Raw genomic sequence first — 25114 nt, 5'->3', positions numbered from 1 at the left:
TTAGAAACGGTTCATCGAATCAAAAGTCATGGAGTTGTTGGTATCCACAAAGGCTGAACGCCATTGTGTTTCAAACTGCTCCATAGCCCTCATCATATTTTCTTCGATCTCGATTTTCTTCATTGAATCAATACGTTCTTTGTATATTTTGCTGCGCAATTCAGCTAGGTTAGCGAATAATTTTTTGATAGCTTCTCCGCTTACCTCGTCTGTTTTGTTGTACATACCCAAGGTTGAACGCACTTGGCGTTCAGATTGGTCCAAAATATTGGCCATAATATCAACGGCAATCGCATCTAAAACTGCTGTTTTTTTCAAATAGCCAGTTCCAAGGAAAGCATCTGATACAGCCATTTTTAGTATGGGCAATTTACTGTTATTGACAATGGCAGCAATTTGTTCACGCGTAGTCTCATTCCATCCTTGGTTATTCCGTATTGCAGTAGGTAAAGTCGAAATACGTTCATGAATCATGTAGCGTAAAGAAGGTATTTCTACATTATTTTTCTCTGAACAATTTTCCATTAATTTCTTAGAACCGTTTCTACATGTCCACATGTCTAATACGATTTTCTCCCGGATTTCTCCGCCGGCATTGTTTTTGCCGTTTAAAAGATCTTGTATGCTGAGAATTTTGGGTTCAAAACTTTGAACACCAACTTTATATTTGTCATCATCCTCTTCATGTTTTGTTAATGGAGTAAACACAACTGTTCCCAACATGCTGTAATAGAAGTCCATGTCGATACCCAATTTAGCGCGTTGACCTGTATAGTTCTTCATGGCCTCATAAGTCAAATTACCGCCGGTATAGCTAATCGTATCTTGGGGTTTTCCAGTGTTTCGTACCTTATCGGCTTCATGAACAAGGTTTCTAGCAGTTTGACAGTACCAAGTACCTTCTGCCGGATCATTTGACGAACCTGAATCTACTGATGCAGCCCGACAATTTGAACTGGCCAACGAACCCAGTTTACCCATTACGCCGCCGACAATATCCTGACTTAGTTTGCAACTGTTTAAACTGTTTTGATTAACATAATTGACTATATCGCGAATACCGCCAATTGCATCTTGGATCATCGGATCAAGGGCTTTAAGTGCAAGGTCAAAGGCTACACCTGCTGCGTTATTGCCAAGGTTTCGTGTAAATTGGATGAATTGTTCTTTATTGACAAACGAGAAAGAGCCTGCGAAGAAATCTATACCGCCACAACCTGCACTGATTGAAGGTAATTGAATATTCGCAAGGCTGACATCTGACACCGGATTGCGAACGTTAAGACCGCCACCGGTATAAAGACTGCCACTTTGGCCGTGGAATGCACCTGCCTCAGAATAATTGGCTTCTGCACCCATTGAGTTGAACATGTCAGCCATATTCTTCTCAATGCCGGCACTACTATTGATTGGGAGAGACAGTGATGCTGCCAAGCATAGATATTTTGTAGAGGAAACACAAACAGCCAGCACTTTGGCCGGCTTTGGTAATCGAAAGATGTGAAATTTCATAACCGCTCCGATGAAGCGGTTATAGTAGGGGAATCCTTACTATAACCGAGATGAGTTACAGTAAAGACTTGAGATTAAGGAAGCTTTATTTTACCTAAATTATCTGCATTGTCAACCAGTTAATACATTGAAATATAAATACTAAAGGCCCTATATAGGGCCTTTAATTTGATTAATATAATGTTCCGACAGGGCGCGAATACGCTAAGAAACGATCCTCAAGCGTGGTTTGCGCCATTACCCCAAATCCAATAGGTGTAAATTGCTTGGTTTTTGTGTCCATGACGTACATTGCAGGTACAGTAGTAACATTCAACCTTTGTGCAATACCATTGTTCGGTAAAGCGCGTGGGAAATGATTGATACCTCCACCATCTAGACTGACCGGCATAACCTTAATACCGTATTGGTCGGCAAAATTTTTCAAAATTGGGGCCATGGTATGACAGTAAGGGCAATCTGATTTGAAAACAAACAGAATACCGTTCTCTCCTGCAAGTTTTCTAATTGCCTCAGCCTTTTGTTGCTGACGGTTATGATCATATTGTTGCTGGGCCAGTTGATTATTCGGACGACCACGTTGGCTGTAATCCAAATCTGGGTTCTGCCAAATTACCCTTTGCCATTGGTCAGTAAACGCCGCAGATTTATTCATAACGACCTCTTGAAGTTCAATATATCGCTTCAAATTTTGAGGTGTGGGATTCATGACGGCAATTTTACGAGACTCATCCAAATTTTTTTGCAGCATTTCAAATTCTGCAAGTTCATTGCGAACCGGGGTATTCTGGGGTTGGCTTTGTCTGGCTTGTTTGGGCTTTTTGGCATCCGGATACCATAAGAAAGCACGGTTTTCATTTTTCCAAATATCTTGGTCATACCACCCCATACCCTCGGCTGCAGCCTGTAAAAAAGAGGCAGACATGATAATTGAAAGGATAGTTAGGATTATATTTTTCATGATTTTTATCGCTTATTAGGACAAACTTCCATATCGACTGATTGTGTTGGTGCAAGGCTTTCATATTGCGGTGTCGTTTTGAAAGTCAGACGTACTTTATTACAGCCCGGCTTGTTTTTTAATGCCTCTTGCCTGACTGCCTCAATGTAGATAGGCACTTCTTTCTTGAACTGTTTGTGCACCGCAGCAGCAGCCTTCCCACTAAAATGCCCTCTGGCTGAACCATGGCGCATAGCCAAAGCTAGAAGCACGTCCGGCTTGCCATCAGGCAGTGGGATAGACGATTTCACCAACTTCTCGGTTTTGTCTAATGAAATACCGCCATTAAATGTTTCTGCAGCATGCAATGGCCCTACTACCATGCTCATGCAGACTGCAATCAACGTAGTTTTTGATTTATTGATCATAGTAGTTTTTTACCTCGTTTGAACCTTTTTTGATATTTTCAACCGCACCTTCGATAGCATGGTTTGATTGCTTGGAAACATTGGCCATATTTGCGTAAACGTCATCATAGAAACCGGCAAGGTCCATTTTGGAAAAATCGATTTTCTCCAAATCTTGAGCGGTGAAACCTTCACAGCTTGGATTTTCTGGAGTACCCCACCCTCTTCCTAATTGGGCTTTACCTTGCACGTTTACGATTTTGGTTAATTTGGAGATATAACAGCACTGAGTCTCCATTTTAGTCACACATCCGCCCAGGGCTTTGGAACTACAATATGAACCGATGTAGTGGCACAAATCGGCTTTGCGCTTCATTGCGACCAAGATTTCTTTTTGATCGCATTTCAACCATTGCTGTAATGCCATGATTGCAATGGCAATCGCAAAACTCACCGGGTCGAAAGTAACTACCAACTGACCGCCCTGAATACCGGCTGTAAAACCAAAAGCACTCAGCCCGGTAGGTCCGCCTGCCGCCGCCCCACCTGCTGCTGCCGAAGCACCGGAACCACCAAGACCGGCAGCACTCAACGCAGTCGTCAAAAACTGAGGCGCATTGGTTTGCAACAAAGTATAGGTATAGTGGCTGGCTACGCTGGACAACAGTTGTTTCGCAGCATATTCAGTACCTGCTTGAACGACAAAGTCGATCATTTTTGCTGGGTCAGCGTCTGTTTTACAACAATCACCACCGAAAACACCGTCTAAAGCACCACCTAATTTAATAGAGCATTTATCAGGCTCACCTTTGAAAAACTGCTGTTTCTCTGAATCATAGAACCTTTGGCTTTCCCGAGCCATTTCCATGGCACTTATGGTTCTTGCAAAATCTTGGTCTTTACAGCTTGAGACCTCTCTTGTTGTTTCAGGAGAATCTATACATTCGTACTGTTTATCACGTGCCTGGCATGTACCGTCAGGCAATTTGTGTGTACATTTATCTTCAATTAACTTACAGTTTTTATTACGGTCATAGGCACTGCATTCGTCGGCATCGTCACCGGTCATGCACTGCATGGTGCGCTGTTCCTTCCAACATTCGCGTGTGACAGGAACGCCATTAATTACTTTTGTGCTACCCGGTTCTACGCACTCCTTGGAAACGACCTTGCATTTTTTATCCTTGGCGTGACAAGATGATTCATCCCATTCAGTCGTTATCGCATGGGTATGCTCCAACTCTTCCACTTTTTCGGGCAGACGGCCATTGTGAAGTGTCTTCAGATTCACATCACAGGAATATTGGTGCGTGTATCGCAAACATTCGCCGGCCTCAGATTTCTCAAGACAGTTCTGACCCTGAACCTCACATTTTGCTTCTGGTTTTTTCAATGGTGCACAATAATCAGCCGGGTCTTTTTCTAAGCACTGATATTCAGCCTTATATTCCCAACAGTCTTTTGTAATCTCTACGCCATTGATATTCTTTGTTGATGGACCATCCACGCAAACATAGGATAGCTTACGACAAACTGCTTCTTCACGAATAGCAGCTGCCGCTGGTGCCGTTACCAACATGAAATGGCTGATAATTACCATAAGAGAAATCAAACGTTTCATCATTTGACCTTCTCCTCATACTCTTTGCAGCCATCCTCCCAAGATTCTGTACAAATCGGATCGCAATATTGATGTACGCTGAAAATCGAAGCACTTTCACCACCGCCACCTGCAATAGTACGCGTCCAAATAATGTTATTGCCCTCTTTCAGGTATGGACGGATGTCAATGTTCAAGTCTTTCTTCCATGAGGTTTTTCGTTCTGCAATACCAATTTTATTGCCATTTTCATCATATACAGGAGCGATTGTTCTCCACATGCTATGCTTGTAATCTGCATAAAACATTTTATTGTTGTAACTACTATAGACGATAGTGTCATTCACCTTCACAATCAGCCAGTCATCATATTCAACACGTCTAAGCGTAAATTCAGAAAGTTTCTTCAGATTTTTGATTTTTACGATAAGTTCACGGTCATATTGGTTATCTCGAAAATAGTCGTCACCAATCGAACCAAAGGTTAGTTTATGTGTATGTTCGCCCGGAGTTTTAATAAAGCTGACTTGCATATCCCCCTGTAATGTCCCTGCTTCAACACCTGCTGTTGTACAATCAGGAGCCTGTTCACATACAACTTTCAATTTCTTACTGCACTGATATTGGTTATTTTGATATTTAGTCTCCAAACATGAGTAATTCCAGTTTGGATCTACTTTAACCTTCAAAGCGGCCTCACATAAGAAGAGTTCTGCACCAGTATATTCGCTGCAATGCTTCACGCTTTTAATTGCTGGCACAGTTATTTTTTCTGTCGGACATGCTGTTGATGGAACAGTACCGATACTGCCATCTGCATTGACCGGATATTTCCATTTGTACTTTTCCAGCGTTTCTGCCGGATCACCGGCGATTTTCTGTGTTCCTGTAACTAGTTTCTCATTTGCAGATACCGTTACATCAGGTCGTTTGGTACGATTGCCTGCAATCAGATTTACACCTTCACATTCTTGGCGCAAATACAGATCAGGATTGGCCGGTAGATTCTTACAGTCATTGAATTTTGCATCGCCGAACTGGGTGGGAAGCGACACCCCCCCACCATAATATTGCTCGGCCATAGGCACATTGTCCGTATAGCGCGGAGTATATTGGGCAGGTTGCATCATATTATTGACCGTGCCCGAACCCAAACTGCCTCCCAACTCACTGGCGTATTTGCCAAAGTCTTCTGCATGGGCCGATTGATACAAACAGAGCAAGGACAAAATAATTACGGAATACTTCATTTTCTGCCTTCCAGAACGGCTAATTTCGCATTTGCAATATCGGAAATTTTTTTGTCTTTAGACTCACGGATCAAGTGTTCTAACGCTGCATGCAACGACACATCACCCTTTACAGCAGCATGTTCTGTACACATACCTAATTCTGAATTTACAGCACAACCGTCTAAACCATCTTCGCCATTTCGGGCTATTACCGTAACAGGGACTTCGGTAATACCGTAATGGTCGAAGAGTTCAGGATGAATCAGCATATCGCCTTGTAAAGCCGCAAGTTCTTCAGCCGCCTTAACCGTGGCTTTCAGTGAGTCATCTTTAAAACCACGGATAACCATTACCCCCCCCGCTTTTGCCGTTTCATGGGCAATACGTTTCAAGCTGGCTTCAGGCATTGAAAATGATACAAATACCAACAAATCGGCCTTTTCCGCAGCTTGTCGAGCTTCTTGCGAGGCAGGACGGTATTTTTGTGCAATAGACATTGGATCAGCCTTGATTTTTGCATTACCGTAGTCACGAACATCGGGCACACGGTGCTTGATACCTTCCAACTCCGGGACTTCTGGTTGTTGCCGATTGTCACCGACATTCGGGTTTTGGCCTTGTGTAACTTTACCCATGGTTGTACGCAAACGGTTTCTCGCCGCCTCTACATCAGCATCGGCGTAAGCACTACCTACTCCGGCCAAACCACCTAAAAGACTGAGGACGACACCTCCGGCTACGATTACATTGCGTAAAGACTTGTCCATCACTCTATCTCCTGTCAATCACTCTTAAATTTATATGCACCGCAGCAGTCGCGCTTACGGAAAAGTTGGAAGGCAAACTGATTGCCTTTGTAAGGAAAGGCTTTGCCACTGTCTCTGACTAATGTTGAACGTCCAATAGGGTCACAACATCGACCTTTATATTTTCGTGCAGCTACGGGATAGGTCATGGCCATTTTGTAGTTCTGCTTATCCATTACAGGATTAAGTTTGTACCCGCATAAGGCATCCTTGCCTGATGCTCTCCAAGCTACCAAATCCCTGTGCATTTTTGCCTGCATTCTTGCCACCATTAATTTGGCAGCCTGTACTTCAGAGAAATGGCCGGACATCCATCCTGATAATGGGTAAATAGATCCGTGACAACCTGCACACCAATACAATTTACTAAATGGAAAGCCAGTTGCAGCTTTTACACAGTCAGCTGCACAAGCTGCTTGTGCAACCACATTGGCAAAGAGCGCGGAATCAGGAGCTTGATAGACGGCCAGTGACGGATATTTCCAAGTAGGATCCAGTTCTGTCATCCAACCAATATCCAAAGTACCCTCTTCTATACAATCGTTATCCAATAAGGCTTCTAACCAAAACACAACCGGATTCTTGTACCAATGAACTTGGTAAAAGGCATTATGTTGCTCATGTTCTTCATTTCGGCCACGCTTATGCGCACCGCCAAAAAGTTTTTGAATCTTATTCGATGTATCTGCCTTACCCGCTGTTTCAGTGGCATCCACTTTTTGCTTTTTAAGAGAGATACCACCCAGGCTCACCATACAGAACGGTGTACGCACGACTTCTACCAAGTGTGTCGGCTCCCAAAAGGAAACCGTTACGCCTGCACGGGTAGGCTTACTACACGCACAAAACCAATCATTTGGGGTGGATTTATTGTCTTCCTGATTTGAGTAATTTAGGTTGATACTTCCGCCAATTTTGATTGGGAACATGCAACTCCAACAAATATCGTTTATCGGGTTTAGCATCTTCCCTTGGCAGGTTAATTTATTTGAATTTGAAGTAGTAGATACAGCCTCAGCGGCGTGAGACAAAGAGAATGTGGGAAGTAGCAATAATGGAAGCAGTAATTTCAGTGGGGATAAAAAATTTTTCACGGTTTCATGGCCTCTACGCGGAGCCGGTTCCCTTCTTGGGAAACCAAACTTGGAACTTCAGACAGCTGAAAACTTTTGGACATACGTCCTTGTTGGTCGTAATAAACTGCCTGGTCCATTTCTGCTGATAACTCATACCAATCTCCTGCAGTCAGAATAGGCATAAATGATTCACCATATTCTGCTGCAAGTTTCTTGGCTAGATCGATTTGATCAGGTTCTCGGCCATCAAAGAAAAACATTTTGAATGGGATCGGGGCTACTTCCAAAGGTTTAACCACGGTACCGGCAGGAGCAATAATTTGGCCGTCTTGGTCATAAATTGTTTCAGTCAGGGTATAACTTGGATCAAAGTAACGAACAGAGCCTTTGGTTGCCTTCGTTAAACCTTCTACCGGCGGTAAATTTAAGGCAGAGCGATTTATTCTATCTTGAACTTCTTTCTGCATTGCAGCCAATTGGCCACTGTCTTGTTTAGCCTTTAAACGTGCTTCAATTTCGCGAATTGCATGTTTTTCAGCTATTGGGTATGTTGGACCAATTTTGGCACCGGCTTTCTCACCGGAGTGTGTCGATGCGATTACCCATGATGAAATGCCTGTTGCGAGTATTGCAACCAGTGTTACCGAAGCTATCTTTTTTTTATGGGACATACTCACTCCTAAAAAATTGGGACTGCCTTACCAATAATTTGCCCTGAATGGATTAAACCGGATAACTCGTAGCGACTGTCCAAGCTGTCTTTGTGTCCTGTTTTAACCCACATGTACCGTTGGGGAATTTCCCCTTCAAATGGATTGATTGCCAGCTTCATGCCATCTAGGGAGTATTCTTTTGCAGTACCTACCTCTTTACCATCAATGAAAAAAGTACGATTCGTCTTCGCTACATGATTTCCGGGAAGTCCGGCAACCTCTTTAATGACCTGCGTCCCGATAGGGTAAAAACCGCCTTGCCATGCAAAGGCCACATAATCGCCCTGCTTCAGGTCACTTAGCTTGTTCACATCTTTTTTGATGAGGTAAAGATGATGAGGCAATGAATAGGAAAGATTTAATGCCAAAGCATAATGTTGATTGAATACCAATAAGCAGACGACAACGGCTAAAAAAGGAGTTGCATATTTTTGACAAAATTCCTGATAAAGACGTTTCAGAACTGCTTTGTTGCTTTCTTTTTGTGCCATTTTCATTGCTGTTCCAAATATCAACGCGCCGCTTCTTCTTCGGTGACTGGAGTACCTTGACCCTCTTTCATCATCGGTGCCGGAGCAGTCTGTTCAACTTGTGGGTGTGCCGGTGCCGCAACTACAGCTGTGGCAGGAATACGTTTATCCAGCTCTTTCATGATGTCAGCCGTAATATCAACAACCTCTGTATTCCGTCCGACCAATGCAGATTTGACAAAGATGTTACAGCCGCACTGGATTACCTTTTCTTCGATAACCTGTTGCAAGGTATTCATTTTTGCTTGATAGTTTTGGAGAATGGCGGCTCGTTGCTGGTCGGAAATTCCATTCTGCAGCCCTTGGTTTTTTGCCTGTTCCTGGTAAGTCATGGAGATACCGGCTAAATCAACAATATGGACAGGTTTCTCATTGTTTTTCATGAAATTCCATATACCCAAACCCAATGCAGCAATAGAAATTGCGCCGATTACAAGGCTGCCCAATGAAACCTCTACACCGTTATCCTCCGGATTCTTTTCCGGAGCGGTATTTGCTGTGTTTTCTTTCTTTTCTTTCGCTTCAGTCATCTTAAAATCCTATTCTCTGCATAATTAATGGGTTGCAGCCCGGTCCCTTAAAACTGCTTCAATGGCCTCGGCTGTATTCAATCCCTGATTTCTGTAATAGTTCACGGCTTCAACGTCTTCTGCTTTTGAGCTTGAGGCAAGAACGTTGAATGGGTCCGAATACAACCTACCTACTCCATAACCTATCGGGGTAGAGACAAATATTTCACTGTAGTAGTCAGTTTTGCTCAAAGTTCGGAGAATCTGCATAATTCCATCATTGACTTCAAAAGGTTCTTTCTCTTGAATGGTTTTGAGCGATTTAGCCCCGGTACGCAATTGGAAAACAAAGTCGGCGTTCTCTAACGCTGCTTCAGCCGCCTTGGTCTTGTAATAGTCATTGGCACCTTGCGTCAGCGTACCGCATGCGCCTTTGTACTTACGGACTCGGCGGTAGCCTTCCTCAATAAAACGAGCAGCTGTACCTGTATCACCCAACAAGGCCCAAGCCTCGTCAATCATCATGATTTTGTACTGACTTCGTGACAGGTACATACCCTGCATGATGCGGTACATAATCAGCTGCATGATGATCTGTTGCAGATCCGGCTTGGTTTTTAACTCTTCGAGTTCCAGTACAACCAAGTCATTTTTAAATTCGACATTCAATTTCCCATTGAAGTAACTGCCATAGATACCTTCTGAACAGTATGTGTACAGTTGGTCGGCAACGGCCACCATAGACAGATCTCGGTCGCCAGGTTGTCCTCCTTCATTACTGCCGGTAATCAAACACTTGAGACAGCGTTCTCTTACATGATCAACCGTACCTTCTTGTCCAAATTCGTACCATACTTCTTCGATAATTCGTTGAAGCTTGGCTTCCTGCTGTTCAGTGAGGGAGTCTGACGGAGAGGCCATCAATGAAAAGATCAGTTTTAACATTTCAATATCTTCATTGATGTCTGTCACCATTTGAAATGGTGGAAAACACAGCCCTGCTTCATAGGTAAATTCGATATATTGACCGCCAATCATTTGGCAGAATTTTTCATACGAACGGCCAACGTCGATAATCCATACCTGAGTTCCCAGCCCCATGTAATTGCGCACAATTTCATTGGCAAAAAATGATTTACCGGAACCGGAAGCACCAATAATGGCAAAGTTATAGTTGCCGGCAGGGTTGGCAAATAAGTCGATTCCCATGGCTTGGCCACGCTTACCAAACAAACCGATGACAGGTCTTCCTAAACCGTGCCACTCACCGATAATGGGAGACATACAGACAGCATTGGTCATGGTTTTGGTTGACCATCTTTTCTTACTGTCCAAATATTTTTCAACCTCTTTGTCGATAGCCATTGGGAGGGCAGTCAAATATGATCCCAGTTGAAGATATTGGTCACGATAAAGACCAAACCCTTGAGACTGCCAAATTGATACTGCTTGGCTTTCTGCTAAGTTGATGTTTTCAGGTCTTTCCCAAATAACAACTTGGTGCAACAAACTCACCAGACCACCCCCGCCTTTACCGAACGCGTCAAGGCAGATGTCGTAATCACGTTTGATTTTTGCAGCCTCCGGCATAACTGCGGCCATCTTGGATTCCGCTGTTTGTTTGGCACGAGCAGCCTTTAGTTTCACGGTATTACTGGAAGTATCATAATCACGCTTGAACATCGCCATGGAAATCAGAAATGGTGATGTGTAATTCATGTTTGCTTCAATGGCGTCACCGATCAATGCGCCCATATTGGACAGATGAAACTCTTCAGGGTAGCGATTGGCCGAATAGCATTGAGCAATCACGCAATCCCCCGCAGCACGGTTGCCAAAACGCAGCCCCGATCCACTATCAAGAACCTTGATAGATGTGCGGGTCTCAATCATTTGTTCACTCAAAAATTTAGTTTCGTCCCAAACAGGATCGATTTCATCTTGTTGGCCAGTAAACATCCTATTAGGGTTGAGTAGGAGTGTTGTCCAACCCAATAAATCATTTGCATCCCAAGTGTGGTGATAAATCTTCATGGAGATGAGTGCATCGCGCATACGGGCAAGGAGCGAAACGGCCTTACTGACTTCAGCACCGTTGTCAGGCGAAATATTCAAATTTACACTGAGGATACAGCGCAGATTTCGCAAACGAATGGCCGTATTTTCTACTAAGACCTTCTGTGTGCCCTTATTCCAAAATTCAGTACGTTTCTTGGCCAAAGTTTCAAAAGTGCTTCGCATCGGGTCGTCGATAGGACGTGATGCTTGTACTTTCTCATATTCATTGAAGTAGTTTCTCAGATCAGGGGAGCCGAAAATCTGAACTTGTATCGGCGTTTTTTCAGGAAGCAGCGCATACAGGTTGCCCCATTTACTGATCAGGTCATCACTGCCACCTAAAAATGGGTTGAGTTCAAAAACAAAGCCCATACCCAACGGTTTGTCGCCTTTAACGGACATCAGAGTAAACAACTCTGTTTTGGTATCGTATGCACCAAAATTGAGATAGTCGCTCAAATGGTCAAAGTCAGGATCAACAGGGTTGTTGTGTAAGGCTTCCATCGGTTGATCGACATCATCCGAACCAGCTAACCAATTTTTAAATTTTGACAGGACACTCATTACATACCTCTAGCGAGTGGTACCGGGAATACCCGATGTTTCCTGTAGATTAAGATTCACACCAACATCGGGGATACGGTCATTTGTGTTATTTGAATTGGTTGAAGAAGTATCAACCGTACTGTCTGAAGTTTTGGCTCCATTCCCCAATAAGCGGATAGGACGGTACTCGTCTATAATCTGTTGCTGATTGTGGGCTATTAACCAATCACCCTGATTCAGAACGACATATGTGAAACTTTGATCATTTAAATCGCCATCCGTATCAAGATATGGAGCAACCCAAATACGAGCAATTTCACTTTGAGAGCGAATGGGCGTACCGGAGGAATAAGCTTGCGTTAACATCAATGTTCGGGCACTTTGATCTGTGTAAGGTTGTCCAACCTGTCTTTTCATGCCGTCTTGTAAAACACCTGCAACAGATGCTTTATAGTTACTGCTTATGGATGCGCAATAAGGATCATCACTGTTCCAAGCATTTGAGCATCGGAATTTTTCACTACCGCCGATACCGGACATGGTTAAGGTTGAACATCCGCTAAGAATCAAAATTGCCGCAGTAATTGATAAGGCTTTCAATCGCATCATTCCGCTCCATTCAACCATTTTTCCAATTCAGCACGCGGCATAGCACCGGATGTACGCCGACCATCTTTATGAATCATGCTTGGAGTACCGCGAACTTTAAGCTGCTCTGCGAGTGCAATATTTTCTGATACAGGGTTTTTACAGTTACCGGCAGCCGGTTCTTTATCCATCAGCATGTAGTTATTCCATGCTTTTTCACGATCTTTACTGCACCAGATATGTTCTGCTTTTGAAATTGCATCAGGGTGGAGGGATTTAATCGGGAACATGAAAACGTATGCGGTATAGTCTGTCATGCCGGCCAATGTTTCTTCCAAACGACGACAGAACGGGCAATCTGGGTCAGAAAAAAGTGCAAATTCACGCTTGCCTTTGCCGCCATTACCTTTAACGATTTTGATGGCATTTTTGAATGGCAGTTGGGAATAACTTTTTTGTGTTACCGCTGAACGAGCCATCTCGGTCAAGTCTTTCTGCTCTTGCATATCGTACAACGCGCCAAAAATGAAATAGCGACCGTTTTCTTGTACATAGGCAATGTTGTCACCCATTGTCACTTCATAAATTGAAGCCATGGGGGTGGCCTTTACTGAAGAAAACGTGGTATTTGGGTACAACTTGTGCAGAGTGCTTTCAACAGTTTTGACATCGGCAAAGGCCGTCTGAAAAGCTGTGATTGCTGCAATAGTGGCCAAGATTTTCTTTTTCATTGAATCCATCCTATTTAGTTTCGCCGGTATCAATTTCGATACCTTGAGTCAGTACGACATCCACTTGACGGCCTGCATTGACTTCGACCACAGGGAATACCTTGTCGGCAAGTTTGATATAGTAGTCAGCCAGTCTGTCAGCTGCACCACCGATTCCGGAAGCAATTCCTGCACGGTATTGATCACTGCCTCGAACGGAGGTCGTGCTTCCAAATGCAGTATCACTTGTCACTTTGAATGCTTCGGATACGCCTTTACCCATACCGCTAATAACGCCCGACATCAGTGCATTCGCCAAGAGTTGACCTTGTTTCGTTACAAGATTGCCTCTAACACCTGTTTTTCCGTCTTCACCGGCAACGTAACCTTTTACTGGCATATCAATGGCTCGGCCATCGGTACCTACACAGCTGAGATTCTGCAATCTGATGTATGCGCGTTCTGAAGATATATCGCCGTAAGCCTGACCGGTAACGAAGCACTCTCTAAAGTTGTATTTAAACCGGTTGGGCAGTTGCGCAAAATCAGTTACGCGCATTAAAACTGGGTGGGGGCTGGCATTTTGTGCTTCACCCCCGGTCGGTGCATCAACCCCACCTAACAGTACAGATCGGAAAAAAGTACCGCTTGGTATATACGAGTCACGCGCCCGAAACTTGCCTTGAGAGACGGAAACTTTTCCGCCGTCTTCAACTACTTCTATATTCATACGCGGAGTTTTTGATTTAACCCACTCCGCTTCTTTTAATTGTGGGGAAACCCGTACATTTTCATTCGGATTTCCGGTATTTACTGCTCCAGTCGTTCCAGGTTGCAGCTCTGCTTCATTCATACTTCCTGAAACAATTCTTCGTTCAATGGGTCTGTCTGCTGCAGGAGGTGTCCCATTTGGCAATGTACCTGCCGGAGGTGCTGGAGGGAGTTGGCCGTTATCGCCAATGCCGCTTATTGCCGGAGGTTTGCCTAAACCATCGGGCCCCAGTCCCTTACTTGAGTCAGGATTACTACCGTTCTTTTCCTGTAACTGCTGAACCATGGTTTCTAATTCGCTGATTTTTCGATTTGCATCTTCAATCTTCGAACTTTCCGTGTTCATCCATAAAGAGTTGTCAGTAATGCCTGCTTGTGGACTTGTAAAATCAGTTTTGAGGATCTGCTGTTTGTTTTGAACCTGTGTAACTTCGGCAGATTTCTTTTTATTGCCTTCAATGACATAAACTGCACTGCCTACAATGGCTGCCATACCGCCTGCAACCATACCTGCAATGGCCAACTGCCGTTTTCGTGCAGCTGAAAGGTTAAATTTGTTTACTTTCACCCTCATCTCAACCTCCCAGACGACTAATAATAAATACGTCGGTAATTTCTCCGGGTTGTAGAATCTGTTTCCGTACCGCTACCGCCAAAACGCCTTGTCGGTAAAATTCCTGCTCTCTAATTTCAAGTTGTTTGGAACCCAAATTAGTTAATGTAAAAGAAAAACCCTGCATATCGGCGGCGGTGTAACTTCCGGTTTGAACAAACAGCGTGTTTTCCCACAATGGGATGGTTTGGTATTCACGACTGTGATTGATGCCCATATCGCCGCTTGTGCCACTCATCATGGAGGCCATCATTTTTTTGATGGCTCGCACATATTCGGTACTATTCATCGTCACAGGCATAGGACCGCTTTTCGCAGCCAATACTGCTGCTTCATGACGATTCGCACCTGCCACATCGATTACGATGTTGTCACCTTGTTTCGATGTAGGCTTAAGAACCAGCAAGTAGGTCTTACCCTCCTCGCTTACAACAAAAAGATTTGTAGGATTTGAGGTCAAACTGCGAACAAACAGTTGACCTGTTGTCGTATCTTTCTGAAGCTCAAGATCGCCATCCATAAATTTCCATGAGGCAATTCGACCGCCTTCAATAGCGATTCTGCTCAAGTTACGTTTACTTACTGAAACAACGTGAGGTGTATTTTCTGTTGCAGCCACACGTTGCTCGGCAAAACTAGTGATGGGTCCAGCTACCAATAAGGCAGTAAAGACAATTTTTTTTAATGGTGAACACATATCAATTACCGCCTTTAAATTCTGATGCCGTTCTACTGATTTCTACATCCTCGGTTTTTACTTCGGATTCTTCCTGATTTGCGGGTTCTGCTTTAGTGACGCGCTTTTGAACTTCTTTAATCGATAGTAATTGCAGCGTTCCATAATTATTTATGAAAGAAATGAGTAGCTCGCGGTCTTTTTGCTCTACTACTGTATTGTTGCGTTTAACCTCAAAAACGCCACGAATGGAAACTGTATTGTCTGAAGTGTCTGCCGTTGCTTCTGTCGCACTAAATGTGGTGCTGACATTATTTTTCTTAACCCATAAGGCATTTAAAGACAGTTCCTTTTCCAAGGCATCTTTATAATCAGGAGCAACGATTTTTAATAATTGGCTGTTTTGATAATCAACTGTTTTAGGAGTCACATTTAAAAGAAGATAGGCTGTATAGGGAGCCATCTCTTCAAGATATTCTTTTGAAAAAGCGATGTTTGATACAGTCATTGAACGCCGGATTTCCGGAGGAGTCAGCGTTGTTTGAACAACAGTACCTTTGAAGAGTACCGTCGCAGACAAAAATAGATTGGCAGTTATAGACATACCTAAAACTACCCAAAAAAAGACCTTGATGCCGGTTCTTACCGCTAATTCACTCAACATATACTCAGTCTTCAATTTAGAAACTCCCGTTTATTTGTTTCAGGTATCCGTTTGTTTTTTTCATTAATGGGTAGGTACCAATAAAGAACATGCAAAAAGAACCATTGATGCTTGCCCGACTTCAACTTTCCCCATCGCCATGCGATAAAAAGACTAAGCGACATGGAAATGAAAAAGTGACGAGAGACAATACCTATACCGAATCCGGACATAAATAAGATGAATACGTCCAAATCCCAAATAAATGCTTTTTTGGGATCGTCTATCGATACTGGAACTCGAAAATCTCTCATCACTTCCCTTTTTCGGTTTGATTAAACAATCAAGGTGAACATACCTTTAATGATGCCCGGGCCCAATGTTGCAGCCAGGCCTACACCCAAGCCGACGATACATGGCATGATGGTTTGTTTCATCAGACCTACGGCCAAACCGATCAAGAATGCAGTCAAGCCCAAAGCCATACCCAGATAGCCTTCAGACCAGCCTGATACCATGTCGGCCAAGCCTTTAAATTCAGCGCCGGTTGTAGCGGCCATTGCCAAGTTAGCGGTCAAAGCCAATGCAACCACGGCTGCGTATTTTGCTACTTTAGTTTGTTTGATATTCATAAAGAACCTCATATATAGAGCTTGTATCGCCAAGCTTTTGCGTCCGATCATTCTTTACCAAGTGATTACAACATTTCGTGTGTCATCACTATTGCAGCAGGCAGGGGAACTGGCAGTTCGAATTTTGGCGGAGACATTATGTTTCCTTAGCCATTTACCGATTACTGCTGCCCGTTGTTTAGCCAAACGTCTATTAATTGCAGTATTTCGGCCTCCGATACTGTCAGCCCATCCGCGTAAATAAACCGTCTGAGTTTTTTTCAATTTAGGCAGAACACGTTTGAGCGTTCTCACGCCCTCCGCACCGAGGTGTGAACTACCTAAATTGAAAAACACTCTGATCTCATCTTGCTTAAAATTGGTTTCTGTTTGAGCATAAACTGGTTGTTCCGCCAAAACTTTGCGTTCAAATCCTGAACACTCTTCATTACGGCAAAATACAAATTCGCCCAGTTGATTTTGTTCCACTGTATAAGTTGCGTCTTGAGGCTGCTCGACCACCGCTTGTTTTGGGGCGGCACAGGCTGTCAGAATCATTGTGGAAGCTACGAAGAGTGTGTTTTTAATCGTTTCCAATTTTGATATACCTTATTTGCGTACGTCATTCTTGCGCGGTAGCATGCCCGACCTTTAAGTTTGGTACATGCAGCGTTATAAGCACCAACCGCCTCCCAAGATTTGCCATGTTGACGATAACTATTTGCCAATATCCATGCACCAATGTGTACATTTGTGCATGGATTCCATACATCTGCTTCTGTTAAACCGAATTTTTTGTGAAGTACGGGTAGCCATGAACGGTTGATACCCATCAAGCCAATATCGGCGGTATGACTTTCAATATTCGGTCTGAAAGAGCTTTCTGTTAATGCGATCGATTCCAACATATCGGGATCGATACCATATTTGTTGCCGGCTTCCCGATAACAAAAAGCATCTGCTCTTGTAGATGCGAGTACCAAAACACCTGGTACGACGAACTGTAAAAGTATGGCCCTTAATCTCATGTCTTTACTGTCGTTGTATGTAGGCACTGATTTTTACCTAGAATCGACAAGTTTTGTTAAATCAAAAGAAATTAACTAAATTATTTAGAAATGTTTTTTTATAAAATAATTGTGATATAATTAGAGATTACGCTCAAAATAATAGAAATTACCATACTGCAACCTATTGATATTAAAAGGAATGCTACAAGGGTAAAGGCTCTTATCCAAAAGCCAAAAGGCCGTCTGCTAAAAAAATCGCAGCCGGCCTTTTTTAAAAGCTGTAACGGTAAAACAACAGCCTTAATGGTTAAAGGAAAAGGTTTAAGGGAAAAGGAAAAAAGTTAAAGGTAAAACAAAGACCTGCATGTCAAAATGTAGGTCTTTGTTTATTAAAAGGGGCATTATTATACTCTATAAATTATGTTTTGTGACAATTCTAATTAAAATAACCTTTTTTACTTTGATTTTTGACATAGTAACGTTTTTTGATTATATGAATGGTTTAACAACTCTGACTTTTTAATCAAAATGAATGAAACAGATCTTTCCAAGCTTCTTGGTGTCGTAAATCGCTTTACAAATATCGATAAAAACTGGTCTTGCGTATTGTTGTTCTGGATGCAGCGTGCTACCGGTTATCTGGAAATGATGACTCTCGATGACGATGAAAATACGGCAACCTTCCTTATCGAGAAGCTGGAGAAACTTTTAGAGCCATTGCCGGAAGAAATTAATGACACGGTTTTTGCAAACGCATTGGCCGATGACTTTGAAATCTTATTTCTCATGGCTCAATACGGTTCAGAATACTGGAATTCGCTAAAAGAAAGTTTCGGTGAATTTTGTATTAGACATACTACGTTACCCAATCAATTGATTGCTGATATACCACATGCCAAAAAAGAAGAAGTCAGCATGTGGCTAAAATCTTTGCTTAAAGCATCATGAAAACAAGCCTCATCACATTAGCATCCTCACTAATGCTTATCGGTGGCTCAATGCTATACCTGATAAATACGAAAAAAAGTGCTGAACCCACATCACATAATGATGAGGGTTCCCATCGCGATCAGAACATAGTCAATGACCGGTTTCGCATTTTAAAAGCGCATGAACTGATTCAGGTGCTCGACTTAAGCCCTCAAATATCCGGTATAAAGATGAATTTAGGGTTGTCGGATGAAAACTGGAGTAAGGATGCCCTTCCCTTTTTGGAAAAATATATAGCCTTTGTTCAAAGGCTTCCCGCCAGTGAGTCTCATCACCATGCAGGTGATGGTGGTTTAGTCCGCCATACACTCGATGTAGCTGCACTGGCCCTAGTCGCATCGACATCTCAATCATGGCCGCCTAATGCCAAAACAGAGGAAATAGCAAAGAAAACTGCGGCCTGGCGTTATGGCATCATGTGTGCAGCCCTACTCCATGACGTTGGTAAAACTGTGACTGGATTTCAAGTTGAGCTGTTTGATTCGGCTACCAGCCTAGAAAAATTGCTATGGTTGCCTGATGCAGGTTCGATGGCTGAAAGCGGTAAGCTTTATTATCGTGTCGAATTTCCTGATGCAAAGTCTGCTTACAGCACACATGCTGAAATTGCTTGGACATTCTTTCAAGCTTTGGTTCCTTCGCATGTCAGACAATGGCTTGCCACGACAGATCCAAATTTAATGATTACCTTGAGAAATTATCTGAGTGGGAAAAAAGATGGTAGTCCTCTTGAGCAGTTAATAAAGAATGCTGATATGACTTCGGTTTCTCGGGATTTACGAAGTGGTAGCCGTCAACGCTTCTCAACTGCCAAGCGTAAACCATTTATTGAAACGATTATGGAAACATTGAAGGAAATGTTATCCGACAGAGGGGTCCATTTCAGCATCGCAACGACTGCCGGTGGTGACCTGTTCCGCAAGGGTGATCGTATCTATTTGATGTCAAAAAATGTACCTGACTACATCCGGCAGTATTTGAGAAAAAATCAACATCCTGCTGCAGGGTCATTTCCAACTGATAACCAAAGGATATTTGACACATTATTTGAGTACCGTGCCGTCACTCCGCCGGAAAACGATCCTCACAGGGCAATTACCCATATAGAGGTTGAGTTTACCCGCATGGACGGTGAAAAGATTCGCAATGTATTCAGTGTACTTTGTTTCAATGCCAAAACCTTGTATCCGGATGGAGATTATCCGGCAGAGTTCTTAGGTAATCTTTCTGAAGTAGCCGCTAAAAAAGAAATAGCATATGTTGTAGCTTCGGAGGATAAAACATCAATTCAAGCACAAGATATTGAAATTAAGTCAGCCAACACCAAAGACAAAATGGATTTTCTGTCTATTCAACCGGAAATAACAGAACAGCCTTCCCTACCCGAAAAAAATCAAACTGAGACAGTGAACTCTGCTTTTGACAACAGTAAGAATACACCTGCTCCAGAGGAAAATAGATCCAGTAAGGTAGAAAAAGCAGAAAACCCGAATAAACGGAATTACAGCTCAATAGATAACCTAATCGAAAACTTTAACCTGATAGAACCTGATTCAGAACAAACAGAACCAACCAATTCAGAAGCTGAGACAGCAGTAAATGCCGTTAGCCCAATTCAGGAAAATATAAGCGTGGAAGTTGAAACTGAGACAGTAGCCAAACCTCACACTGAGGTTAAAGACACTGAGACAGATAAAACTCCAAAAACAATTAAATCGGGTACCAAAGCAGGTCGTAAAAAACTTGCCGACCTTTTCTCTGACGATCGTAAACCTGTTGAGAAAGCAGCTGATCCTGAATCAGAACATGGACAGATTAAAACAACTGAGACAGTGAACCATCAAATTAATACTGAAGCAGTTTCATTGCCTGAATCTGAATCAGCACAAAATGGTATGCGTGAACTGGAGCAGCTAAGACTAAAAGAACCTACATCTAGTCCACGCCCAGTTCAAGTCATGGATGACTCTCAAAGTTTAGATAGCCTTGCAAGCGGAGCGAAGAATATGGCAGAACTTGAAGCCTTAGTTTCTGAACGTAATTTGAAAAAGCAATCAGAAACAGAGTCAACCGAAATAGTCGAGGATTCAGTCAAAGCCAAACATATGGAAGCCAGAGACCGTGGTATGCAATTTTTACGATGGCTGGCAGATGGATTAGGAGACGGCAGCATAGCTGTCAATAGAAGCGGTGCAACAGTCCACTTTATTGAACAGGGAATGTTGTTGGTTACGCCAGCTGTATTTAGAGATTACGCCGGCGGCGTGTTCAATAAATCTGATACGGAAAGTCTAGGCCCTCTTACACAAAAAGGCTTTGAGGCTTTGAGGTTGCATGCAAGGACGAAAAAAAGCTCATTGCATAGGGTTCTAACGACAAATGGTAGCAATCGCAGACTCTTCTATTGCTACCTTATCCCTGAACATAATATCAAACATATCATACAGCCAGGTTCAAGACCTCAGAATAATACCGATATTAAATTGGACGAATCCGACTTATTAGTAATGGAACAAAAATGAGTGCCCACTTCCCTGAAAATGTTTATCGATCACCCTATGAATGGATCAGTGTAGCCGCATACTCCTCCACAGCGATTTCAGTAGCACATTTGCCTGTACCGGCGGTAATTGCTTATGGCAGTTTAGCCATTTTTTCGGTGGTTTCAGTCAAACGCGCGTTATCAGCATTGCGCATTATGCGTTTCCGTAAAAATATCCGGAAGTTGCCCTATTATGCCCTTACCGCTGATGAAATTCCTTCTTCTGATAAAGCACTTTTTCTAGGAAAAGGGTTTAGATGGACACAGACACATACCCAACGTCTTTTTATGGTACGCCAGCCTGAGAATGACGGACTTCGTAATCCCTCAAAACTCTATAAGGCAGCAAGAAAACATGAGATTGAGACAATGGGTACAGACTGGATTTCACGCATAACTCGAAAATCGGCATGGTGGAACCCAGTTGCTCCTTTACCTCCGGTCGGAGGTTCTCCTGAATTACATGGCATTGAAATTGATGAAGATGATATTTGGGAAGATTTAGGGGAGCGCGTTGGCCACAAGGTTGTATTGGGCACAACCCGCGTAGGTAAAACCCGACTATGTGAAACCATGATTGTTCAGGATATTCGGCGGGGTGATGTAACGATCGCATTTGATCCGAAGGGTGATGCAGACCTGATGACTAGAATGTATGTCGAATCGCAAAAATCAAACAGGCCATTTTATATGTTCCATTTGGGTTTTCCCGAGTACAGTTGTCGGTACAACCCTATCGGGGATTATGGTCGTATTACCGAGGTTGCGACAAGGATTGCAAACCAACTGCCATCTGAAGGTCAGTCTGCTGCCTTCCGAGATTTTGTATGGCGTTTCGTCAACGTTTTAACGAAAACCATGGAAGGTTTATCCATTAAACCAAGCTATGAAAATATCTATAAGTCTGCTGCAAATGTAGATGAACTTGCGGGGGATTACTTTAAAAAGATATTGGATAAGCACCACCCTGATTGGGAGAAAGACTTCGACAATTTTGATATGCCGGAGTCGGAAGCAAAAAGCGCAGTCAAGACAGGGCGTAACTTGGACACAATGAAGCTCGGTTCTTTCTTGAAAGCCAAAAAGCACAACGAACCTCTTATTGACGCATTGGGTGGTATTTTGTCCAATGACAGATCCTATTTTGAAAAGCTAGTCAGCTCTCTGTATCCATTGCTGGAAAAACTGACGACTGGCGAAGTTGCCAAGCTTATCAGCCCGGATACAGAAGATTTGTCAGATCCAAGGATCATTATGGACTGGCGCAAAGTCATGGAATCGAATGCTGTTGTCTATATTGGATTGGATTCCCTATCTGATGCCGAAGTAGCAGCAGCCGTAGGTAATGCGATGTTTGCTGACTTAACCTCTCTTGCAGGTCAGATCTATAAATTTGGCCATGGGGTTGGACAGAGTGGAAAAACTCAGAAAAGAAAAGTCTCAATTCATGCAGACGAATTCAATGAATTAATCGGTGACGAATTTATTCCGTTATTGAATAAGGCCGGTGGTGCCGGCTATCAAGTGACGGTTTATACGCAAACATGGAAAGACGTAGAAGCCAAAATTGGTTCCCCGGCCAAAGCAGGTCAAATTGGTGGCAACTTGAATACGATGATTATGCTTAGGGTGAAAACCGTCGAAACAGCAGAGATGCTGACCAATCAGTTACCGGAAGTCAAAATTATGACCAGCACCTTGGTATCAAGGGCTGGAGATGTTGCTTATCCGGATAGTCACGAAGATTTCAGCAGTGGAAACGAAGACAGGATTGGTGCTGAGACAGTTCCTATGTTAACGCCTGCTGATTTAACCCAATTGCCAAAGGGTCAAGCTTTCGCTCTTATTGAAGGTGGCCAGTTATATAAAATACGGCTTCCTTTACCCAAAAAGGACAAGCTGGAGAAAATCCCTGCCCATATTGGAGAAATGGCGGCAGATATGCGCGTAGTTTACAGACTAAGCCAGCCTTCGGCTGAAGAAAACGCATTTACGGAGGGAAGTAGTTATGCCGTCTAATACAAGCGCATGGTACATGAACTCATTGCCTTTAAAGTTCTTATTCCTCCCGTTTAAAGCTGCTTATACCTTATTCTTAATTGTGCTGCTTATCTTTGGTAGTTCGATGTTGACACAAAATTATTTTGGCACCGGTAATCTCTTGGAAGATGAAATCAAATGGTCTGAGTCTGTTGGCCATGATGCGTTCCCAGCTAAAGAGGTTGGCGATACTATTAATCTGAAAATTGCCAGACTAAGTTACAAGGGGCTGAAAACCGTATTTTTTGACCTGACATTAGTCAATGAGTCTCTGAAAGCTAAGTCAGAGGCCGATTTCGGCTATAAATTCAAAAATTACTTAGCTCCCCGTATGAAATACCTACAACAATTTGATGCTACATTGAAGGTTATATCCTTACGTTTAGGAAACTTGGCATTGTTTGTAGGTATTGCGGCAGTCTTTGCAATCCCGGTTTTAATAGATGGATTAGTGATGAGAGCTATCAGACAGGAAAATGCCTCACGGGAGAGTGCCGGAATTTATCACCGGGCAAAATACTGGAGAACAGGAATTATTTGGTTGGGGTGCATGATTTATATGTGTATTCCTATATCAATTTCGCCCTACTTACTCTCTTTGCCTTTAATAGCGGCAATTTGGATGATTTTCATGCAGGCCAAATATCTTAAAAAGTATCTTTAGGATTCCAGTGGAACCTATGTGGTGCCTTTTTAAGTTCATTGCGCATAGGGTTAACATCGTGGCTAAAGTATTTTTGAACTGAAGTTACGTTCTTATACCCCATCAGAATTTGAACTGCCCTAACGTCTTTGGAAGCAATCAAATAATTAAATACACAGATTTTTCTCAACGTACCAGGCGATAAGGGGTGCCCCAAATCTGCAGTTATTAAGGTTGTAACTATTTTAGTAATTTCATTCCGTGTAATTGCAGTACCATTTTTCTTCGTAAACAAGGGAAATTTTGCATTTAAACCATTTGGCATACCATAATGATGTGATAATAATTTTAGATATTTTTTTAGATAATGGGTAGTTACCTGGTCAAGATACACAATTCTTGGCCTCTTGAATCTATTATCAAGATGCAGTGCTTGTTCGTGTTGAACGAAATTGCGGATTTGTAATCGGGATAATTCACAATTCCTTAAACCGGCATGATATATCAGATCAATAATGCACCAGTCTCTTATCTGTTTGATGTCATGCTCATCTTTGGGAATTCGTACAGAAATTTGGTACATGGGAATTGAATTTGCCATGCTATCAGGTTTCTTAAAATATCTTACTTTTTGAGAAGAAACCTTTAAATTTCTAGTAAAACAATACCAATTTCTAAAACAGTGCCAACTTGCAATATACTGATTTAAAGATGATACTTCTTTACGTTTAATTGAACTTTTATTGAGTGAGCGATGATACAGAATTAGTGTCTTTTTAAACACATTAGGATCACTAAGTACAAAAGAATCGTAGTAACCCATTGATTGTACGATTTGTCCGTATATTTGAAGTTTGTGTTGATACACCTTGATGGTTGATGTGGAATATTTTTGAGATTGTAAGTAGCTCGTAAATTCTGAAAAGATCAAATTATATTGGTTACTGCTTATAGAGAACATCTATTATTAACCCACGTTACCTGTCAAAGCTGATGCTCTCTTAGTGTTATAATGTATAAAGAAGTTGCTAATATTTGAAAAGTATTTGCAAAATACTTAAATTTAGAGTATTATGAGAATGAGCTATTTTAAGATTAACTAATAGTTAACAAACTGGAACAAACAACGGCGATTGTTAGGTGTAGGGAAAAACTACATAATTTATATTATGTTAAATTCATAGTACTAGTATTTTAGTCTATCAATTCCTGTTTCTCCTAGCTATACAATCACTTACACAAAAAGCCTATCTGAAATTTTTCAGTACGCTTTTCTTTTCATATCCAAATAAAGTAAGATTCAGTCAACGGATATCAATCTTCATATTACCATCCAATCTCTGGAGTA

At 42.4% G+C, this 25114-nt stretch carries 25 protein-coding genes; 4 read left to right on the top strand and 21 right to left on the bottom strand.

From position 1 onward, the window contains the following. The 20 genes from O3682_RS09685 to O3682_RS09590 all read right to left on the bottom strand — a co-directional run bounded on the left by O3682_RS09685 (position 1) and on the right by O3682_RS09590 (position 17596). Positions 1-1512 carry a conjugal transfer protein TraH gene (locus O3682_RS09685; protein WP_371509839.1) on the bottom strand — a complete coding sequence of 504 codons (1512 nt, stop codon included), beginning with the start codon at positions 1510-1512 and terminating at the stop codon, positions 1-3. A 172-nt stretch (positions 1513-1684) separates the two neighbouring features. Beyond that, entirely contained in the window at positions 1685-2473 is a 789-nt protein-coding gene (locus O3682_RS09680; protein WP_371509838.1) for a thioredoxin family protein, read from the bottom strand. Between the two features lie 5 nt (positions 2474-2478). After that, on the bottom strand, positions 2479-2841 hold the full coding sequence (locus O3682_RS09675) for a hypothetical protein (protein ID WP_141759986.1): 363 nt from the start codon (positions 2839-2841) through the stop codon (positions 2479-2481). Between the two features lie 28 nt (positions 2842-2869). Beyond that, positions 2870-4483: a conjugal transfer protein TraN gene (gene traN, locus O3682_RS09670; protein ID WP_371509837.1), complete on the bottom strand. Its 1614-nt coding sequence runs from the start codon at positions 4481-4483 to the stop codon at positions 2870-2872. Continuing rightward, positions 4480-5709 (bottom strand): DUF3991 domain-containing protein, encoded by a 1230-nt coding sequence (locus O3682_RS09665; RefSeq protein ID WP_371509836.1) that lies wholly within the window; start codon positions 5707-5709, stop codon positions 4480-4482. Before O3682_RS09665 ends, traN begins: the two co-directional genes overlap by 4 nt. Continuing rightward, positions 5706-6458 (bottom strand): type-F conjugative transfer system pilin assembly protein TrbC, encoded by a 753-nt coding sequence (gene trbC, locus O3682_RS09660; protein ID WP_371509835.1) that lies wholly within the window; start codon positions 6456-6458, stop codon positions 5706-5708. Before trbC ends, O3682_RS09665 begins: the two co-directional genes overlap by 4 nt. Before the next feature lie 14 nt (positions 6459-6472). Beyond that, complete coding sequence (locus O3682_RS09655) at positions 6473-7591, bottom strand: TraU family protein (protein ID WP_371509833.1); 1119 nt, start codon at positions 7589-7591, stop codon at positions 6473-6475. Then, a complete protein-coding gene (locus O3682_RS09650) occupies positions 7588-8244 on the bottom strand; it encodes a conjugal transfer protein TraW (protein WP_371509831.1) in 657 nt (218 codons plus the stop codon). The genes O3682_RS09655 and O3682_RS09650 overlap by 4 nt, the downstream gene beginning before the upstream one ends. An 8-nt stretch (positions 8245-8252) precedes the next feature. Continuing rightward, positions 8253-8777 carry a S26 family signal peptidase gene (locus O3682_RS09645; protein WP_079453779.1) on the bottom strand — a complete coding sequence of 175 codons (525 nt, stop codon included), beginning with the start codon at positions 8775-8777 and terminating at the stop codon, positions 8253-8255. Between the two features lie 20 nt (positions 8778-8797). After that, positions 8798-9346, bottom strand: coding sequence for a hypothetical protein (locus O3682_RS09640; RefSeq protein WP_371509829.1), 549 nt, complete (start codon positions 9344-9346; stop codon positions 8798-8800). A 24-nt stretch (positions 9347-9370) separates the two neighbouring features. Next, positions 9371-11947: a type IV secretion system protein TraC gene (traC, locus tag O3682_RS09635; RefSeq protein ID WP_371509827.1), complete on the bottom strand. Its 2577-nt coding sequence runs from the start codon at positions 11945-11947 to the stop codon at positions 9371-9373. Positions 11948-11956: 9 nt separating this feature from the next. Further along, entirely contained in the window at positions 11957-12538 is a 582-nt protein-coding gene (locus O3682_RS09630; RefSeq protein WP_152691290.1) for a TraV family lipoprotein, read from the bottom strand. After that, positions 12535-13248, bottom strand: coding sequence for a DsbC family protein (locus tag O3682_RS09625; RefSeq protein ID WP_049323361.1), 714 nt, complete (start codon positions 13246-13248; stop codon positions 12535-12537). Before O3682_RS09625 ends, O3682_RS09630 begins: the two co-directional genes overlap by 4 nt. Positions 13249-13258: 10 nt before the next feature. Then, entirely contained in the window at positions 13259-14572 is a 1314-nt protein-coding gene (locus O3682_RS09620; protein ID WP_371509823.1) for a TraB/TrbI/VirB10 family type IV secretion system protein, read from the bottom strand. A gap of 1 nt (position 14573) precedes the next feature. Continuing rightward, positions 14574-15308 (bottom strand): TraK domain-containing protein, encoded by a 735-nt coding sequence (locus tag O3682_RS09615; protein WP_049323363.1) that lies wholly within the window; start codon positions 15306-15308, stop codon positions 14574-14576. A 1-nt stretch (position 15309) separates the two neighbouring features. Beyond that, positions 15310-15951, bottom strand: coding sequence for a TraE/TraK family type IV conjugative transfer system protein (locus tag O3682_RS09610; RefSeq protein WP_049323387.1), 642 nt, complete (start codon positions 15949-15951; stop codon positions 15310-15312). A gap of 11 nt (positions 15952-15962) precedes the next feature. Further along, positions 15963-16244, bottom strand: coding sequence for a type IV conjugative transfer system protein TraL (gene traL / locus O3682_RS09605; RefSeq protein WP_049323364.1), 282 nt, complete (start codon positions 16242-16244; stop codon positions 15963-15965). Positions 16245-16265: 21 nt separating this feature from the next. Next, entirely contained in the window at positions 16266-16562 is a 297-nt protein-coding gene (traA, locus tag O3682_RS09600) for a TraA family conjugative transfer protein (protein WP_049323366.1), read from the bottom strand. A 54-nt stretch (positions 16563-16616) separates the two neighbouring features. Beyond that, positions 16617-17138: an OmpA family protein gene (locus O3682_RS09595; protein WP_049323368.1), complete on the bottom strand. Its 522-nt coding sequence runs from the start codon at positions 17136-17138 to the stop codon at positions 16617-16619. Continuing rightward, positions 17108-17596, bottom strand: coding sequence for a lytic transglycosylase domain-containing protein (locus O3682_RS09590; protein ID WP_239662114.1), 489 nt, complete (start codon positions 17594-17596; stop codon positions 17108-17110). Before O3682_RS09590 ends, O3682_RS09595 begins: the two co-directional genes overlap by 31 nt. A gap of 483 nt (positions 17597-18079) precedes the next feature. Here O3682_RS09590 and O3682_RS09585 point away from each other — a divergent pair, with 483 nt between their 5' ends. From O3682_RS09585 to O3682_RS09570, 4 genes are read left to right on the top strand one after another with little or no spacing between them, the layout of a single operon-like run. Beyond that, the gene (locus O3682_RS09585) at positions 18080-18499 is read left to right on the top strand and encodes a hypothetical protein (protein WP_070765329.1); all 420 of its coding nucleotides are present in this window, start codon (positions 18080-18082) and stop codon (positions 18497-18499) included. Then, positions 18496-21063, top strand: a complete 2568-nt coding sequence (gene mobH / locus O3682_RS09580) for a MobH family relaxase (RefSeq protein WP_371509819.1) — start codon at positions 18496-18498, stop codon at positions 21061-21063. The genes O3682_RS09585 and mobH overlap by 4 nt, the downstream gene beginning before the upstream one ends. After that, the gene (gene traD, locus O3682_RS09575; RefSeq protein WP_371509817.1) at positions 21060-23102 is read left to right on the top strand and encodes a type IV conjugative transfer system coupling protein TraD; all 2043 of its coding nucleotides are present in this window, start codon (positions 21060-21062) and stop codon (positions 23100-23102) included. The genes mobH and traD overlap by 4 nt, the downstream gene beginning before the upstream one ends. After that, positions 23092-23787 carry an IncC plasmid conjugative DNA transfer DtrJ family protein gene (locus tag O3682_RS09570; protein ID WP_371509816.1) on the top strand — a complete coding sequence of 232 codons (696 nt, stop codon included), beginning with the start codon at positions 23092-23094 and terminating at the stop codon, positions 23785-23787. Before traD ends, O3682_RS09570 begins: the two co-directional genes overlap by 11 nt. Here O3682_RS09570 and O3682_RS09565 read toward each other — a convergent pair. Then, positions 23771-24589, bottom strand: a complete 819-nt coding sequence (locus tag O3682_RS09565) for a tyrosine-type recombinase/integrase (protein ID WP_371509814.1) — start codon at positions 24587-24589, stop codon at positions 23771-23773. The two genes, O3682_RS09570 and O3682_RS09565, sit on opposite strands and share 17 nt — an antisense overlap. Positions 24590-25114: the final 525 nt, after the last annotated feature.

This window comes from Neisseria sp. 27098_8_112, from assembly GCF_041433235.1.
GTDB lineage: Bacteria > Pseudomonadota > Gammaproteobacteria > Burkholderiales > Neisseriaceae > Neisseria.
This window is presented reverse-complemented; position numbering and strand designations above follow the sequence as displayed.

What these genes read in the sequence shown, in the direction of transcription:
- O3682_RS09685 (WP_371509839.1), bottom strand. Translation starts at nt 1,512, where the DNA reads ATGAAATTTCACATCTTTCGATTACCAAAGCCGGCCAAAGTGCTGGCT.
- O3682_RS09680 (WP_371509838.1), bottom strand. Translation starts at nt 2,473, where the DNA reads ATGAAAAATATAATCCTAACTATCCTTTCAATTATCATGTCTGCCTCT.
- O3682_RS09675 (WP_141759986.1), bottom strand. Translation starts at nt 2,841, where the DNA reads ATGAGCATGGTAGTAGGGCCATTGCATGCTGCAGAAACATTTAATGGC.
- traN (WP_371509837.1), bottom strand. Translation starts at nt 4,483, where the DNA reads ATGATGAAACGTTTGATTTCTCTTATGGTAATTATCAGCCATTTCATG.
- O3682_RS09665 (WP_371509836.1), bottom strand. Translation starts at nt 5,709, where the DNA reads ATGAAGTATTCCGTAATTATTTTGTCCTTGCTCTGTTTGTATCAATCG.
- trbC (WP_371509835.1), bottom strand. Translation starts at nt 6,458, where the DNA reads ATGGACAAGTCTTTACGCAATGTAATCGTAGCCGGAGGTGTCGTCCTC.
- O3682_RS09650 (WP_371509831.1), bottom strand. Translation starts at nt 8,244, where the DNA reads ATGTCCCATAAAAAAAAGATAGCTTCGGTAACACTGGTTGCAATACTC.
- O3682_RS09645 (WP_079453779.1), bottom strand. Translation starts at nt 8,777, where the DNA reads ATGGCACAAAAAGAAAGCAACAAAGCAGTTCTGAAACGTCTTTATCAG.
- O3682_RS09640 (WP_371509829.1), bottom strand. Translation starts at nt 9,346, where the DNA reads ATGACTGAAGCGAAAGAAAAGAAAGAAAACACAGCAAATACCGCTCCG.
- traC (WP_371509827.1), bottom strand. Translation starts at nt 11,947, where the DNA reads ATGAGTGTCCTGTCAAAATTTAAAAATTGGTTAGCTGGTTCGGATGAT.
- O3682_RS09630 (WP_152691290.1), bottom strand. Translation starts at nt 12,538, where the DNA reads ATGATGCGATTGAAAGCCTTATCAATTACTGCGGCAATTTTGATTCTT.
- O3682_RS09625 (WP_049323361.1), bottom strand. Translation starts at nt 13,248, where the DNA reads ATGAAAAAGAAAATCTTGGCCACTATTGCAGCAATCACAGCTTTTCAG.
- O3682_RS09620 (WP_371509823.1), bottom strand. Translation starts at nt 14,572, where the DNA reads ATGAGGGTGAAAGTAAACAAATTTAACCTTTCAGCTGCACGAAAACGG.
- O3682_RS09615 (WP_049323363.1), bottom strand. Translation starts at nt 15,308, where the DNA reads ATGTGTTCACCATTAAAAAAAATTGTCTTTACTGCCTTATTGGTAGCT.
- O3682_RS09610 (WP_049323387.1), bottom strand. Translation starts at nt 15,951, where the DNA reads ATGTTGAGTGAATTAGCGGTAAGAACCGGCATCAAGGTCTTTTTTTGG.
- traL (WP_049323364.1), bottom strand. Translation starts at nt 16,244, where the DNA reads ATGAGAGATTTTCGAGTTCCAGTATCGATAGACGATCCCAAAAAAGCA.
- traA (WP_049323366.1), bottom strand. Translation starts at nt 16,562, where the DNA reads ATGAATATCAAACAAACTAAAGTAGCAAAATACGCAGCCGTGGTTGCA.
- O3682_RS09585 (WP_070765329.1), top strand. Translation starts at nt 18,080, where the DNA reads ATGAATGAAACAGATCTTTCCAAGCTTCTTGGTGTCGTAAATCGCTTT.
- mobH (WP_371509819.1), top strand. Translation starts at nt 18,496, where the DNA reads ATGAAAACAAGCCTCATCACATTAGCATCCTCACTAATGCTTATCGGT.
- traD (WP_371509817.1), top strand. Translation starts at nt 21,060, where the DNA reads ATGAGTGCCCACTTCCCTGAAAATGTTTATCGATCACCCTATGAATGG.
- O3682_RS09570 (WP_371509816.1), top strand. Translation starts at nt 23,092, where the DNA reads ATGCCGTCTAATACAAGCGCATGGTACATGAACTCATTGCCTTTAAAG.
- O3682_RS09565 (WP_371509814.1), bottom strand. Translation starts at nt 24,589, where the DNA reads ATGGGTTACTACGATTCTTTTGTACTTAGTGATCCTAATGTGTTTAAA.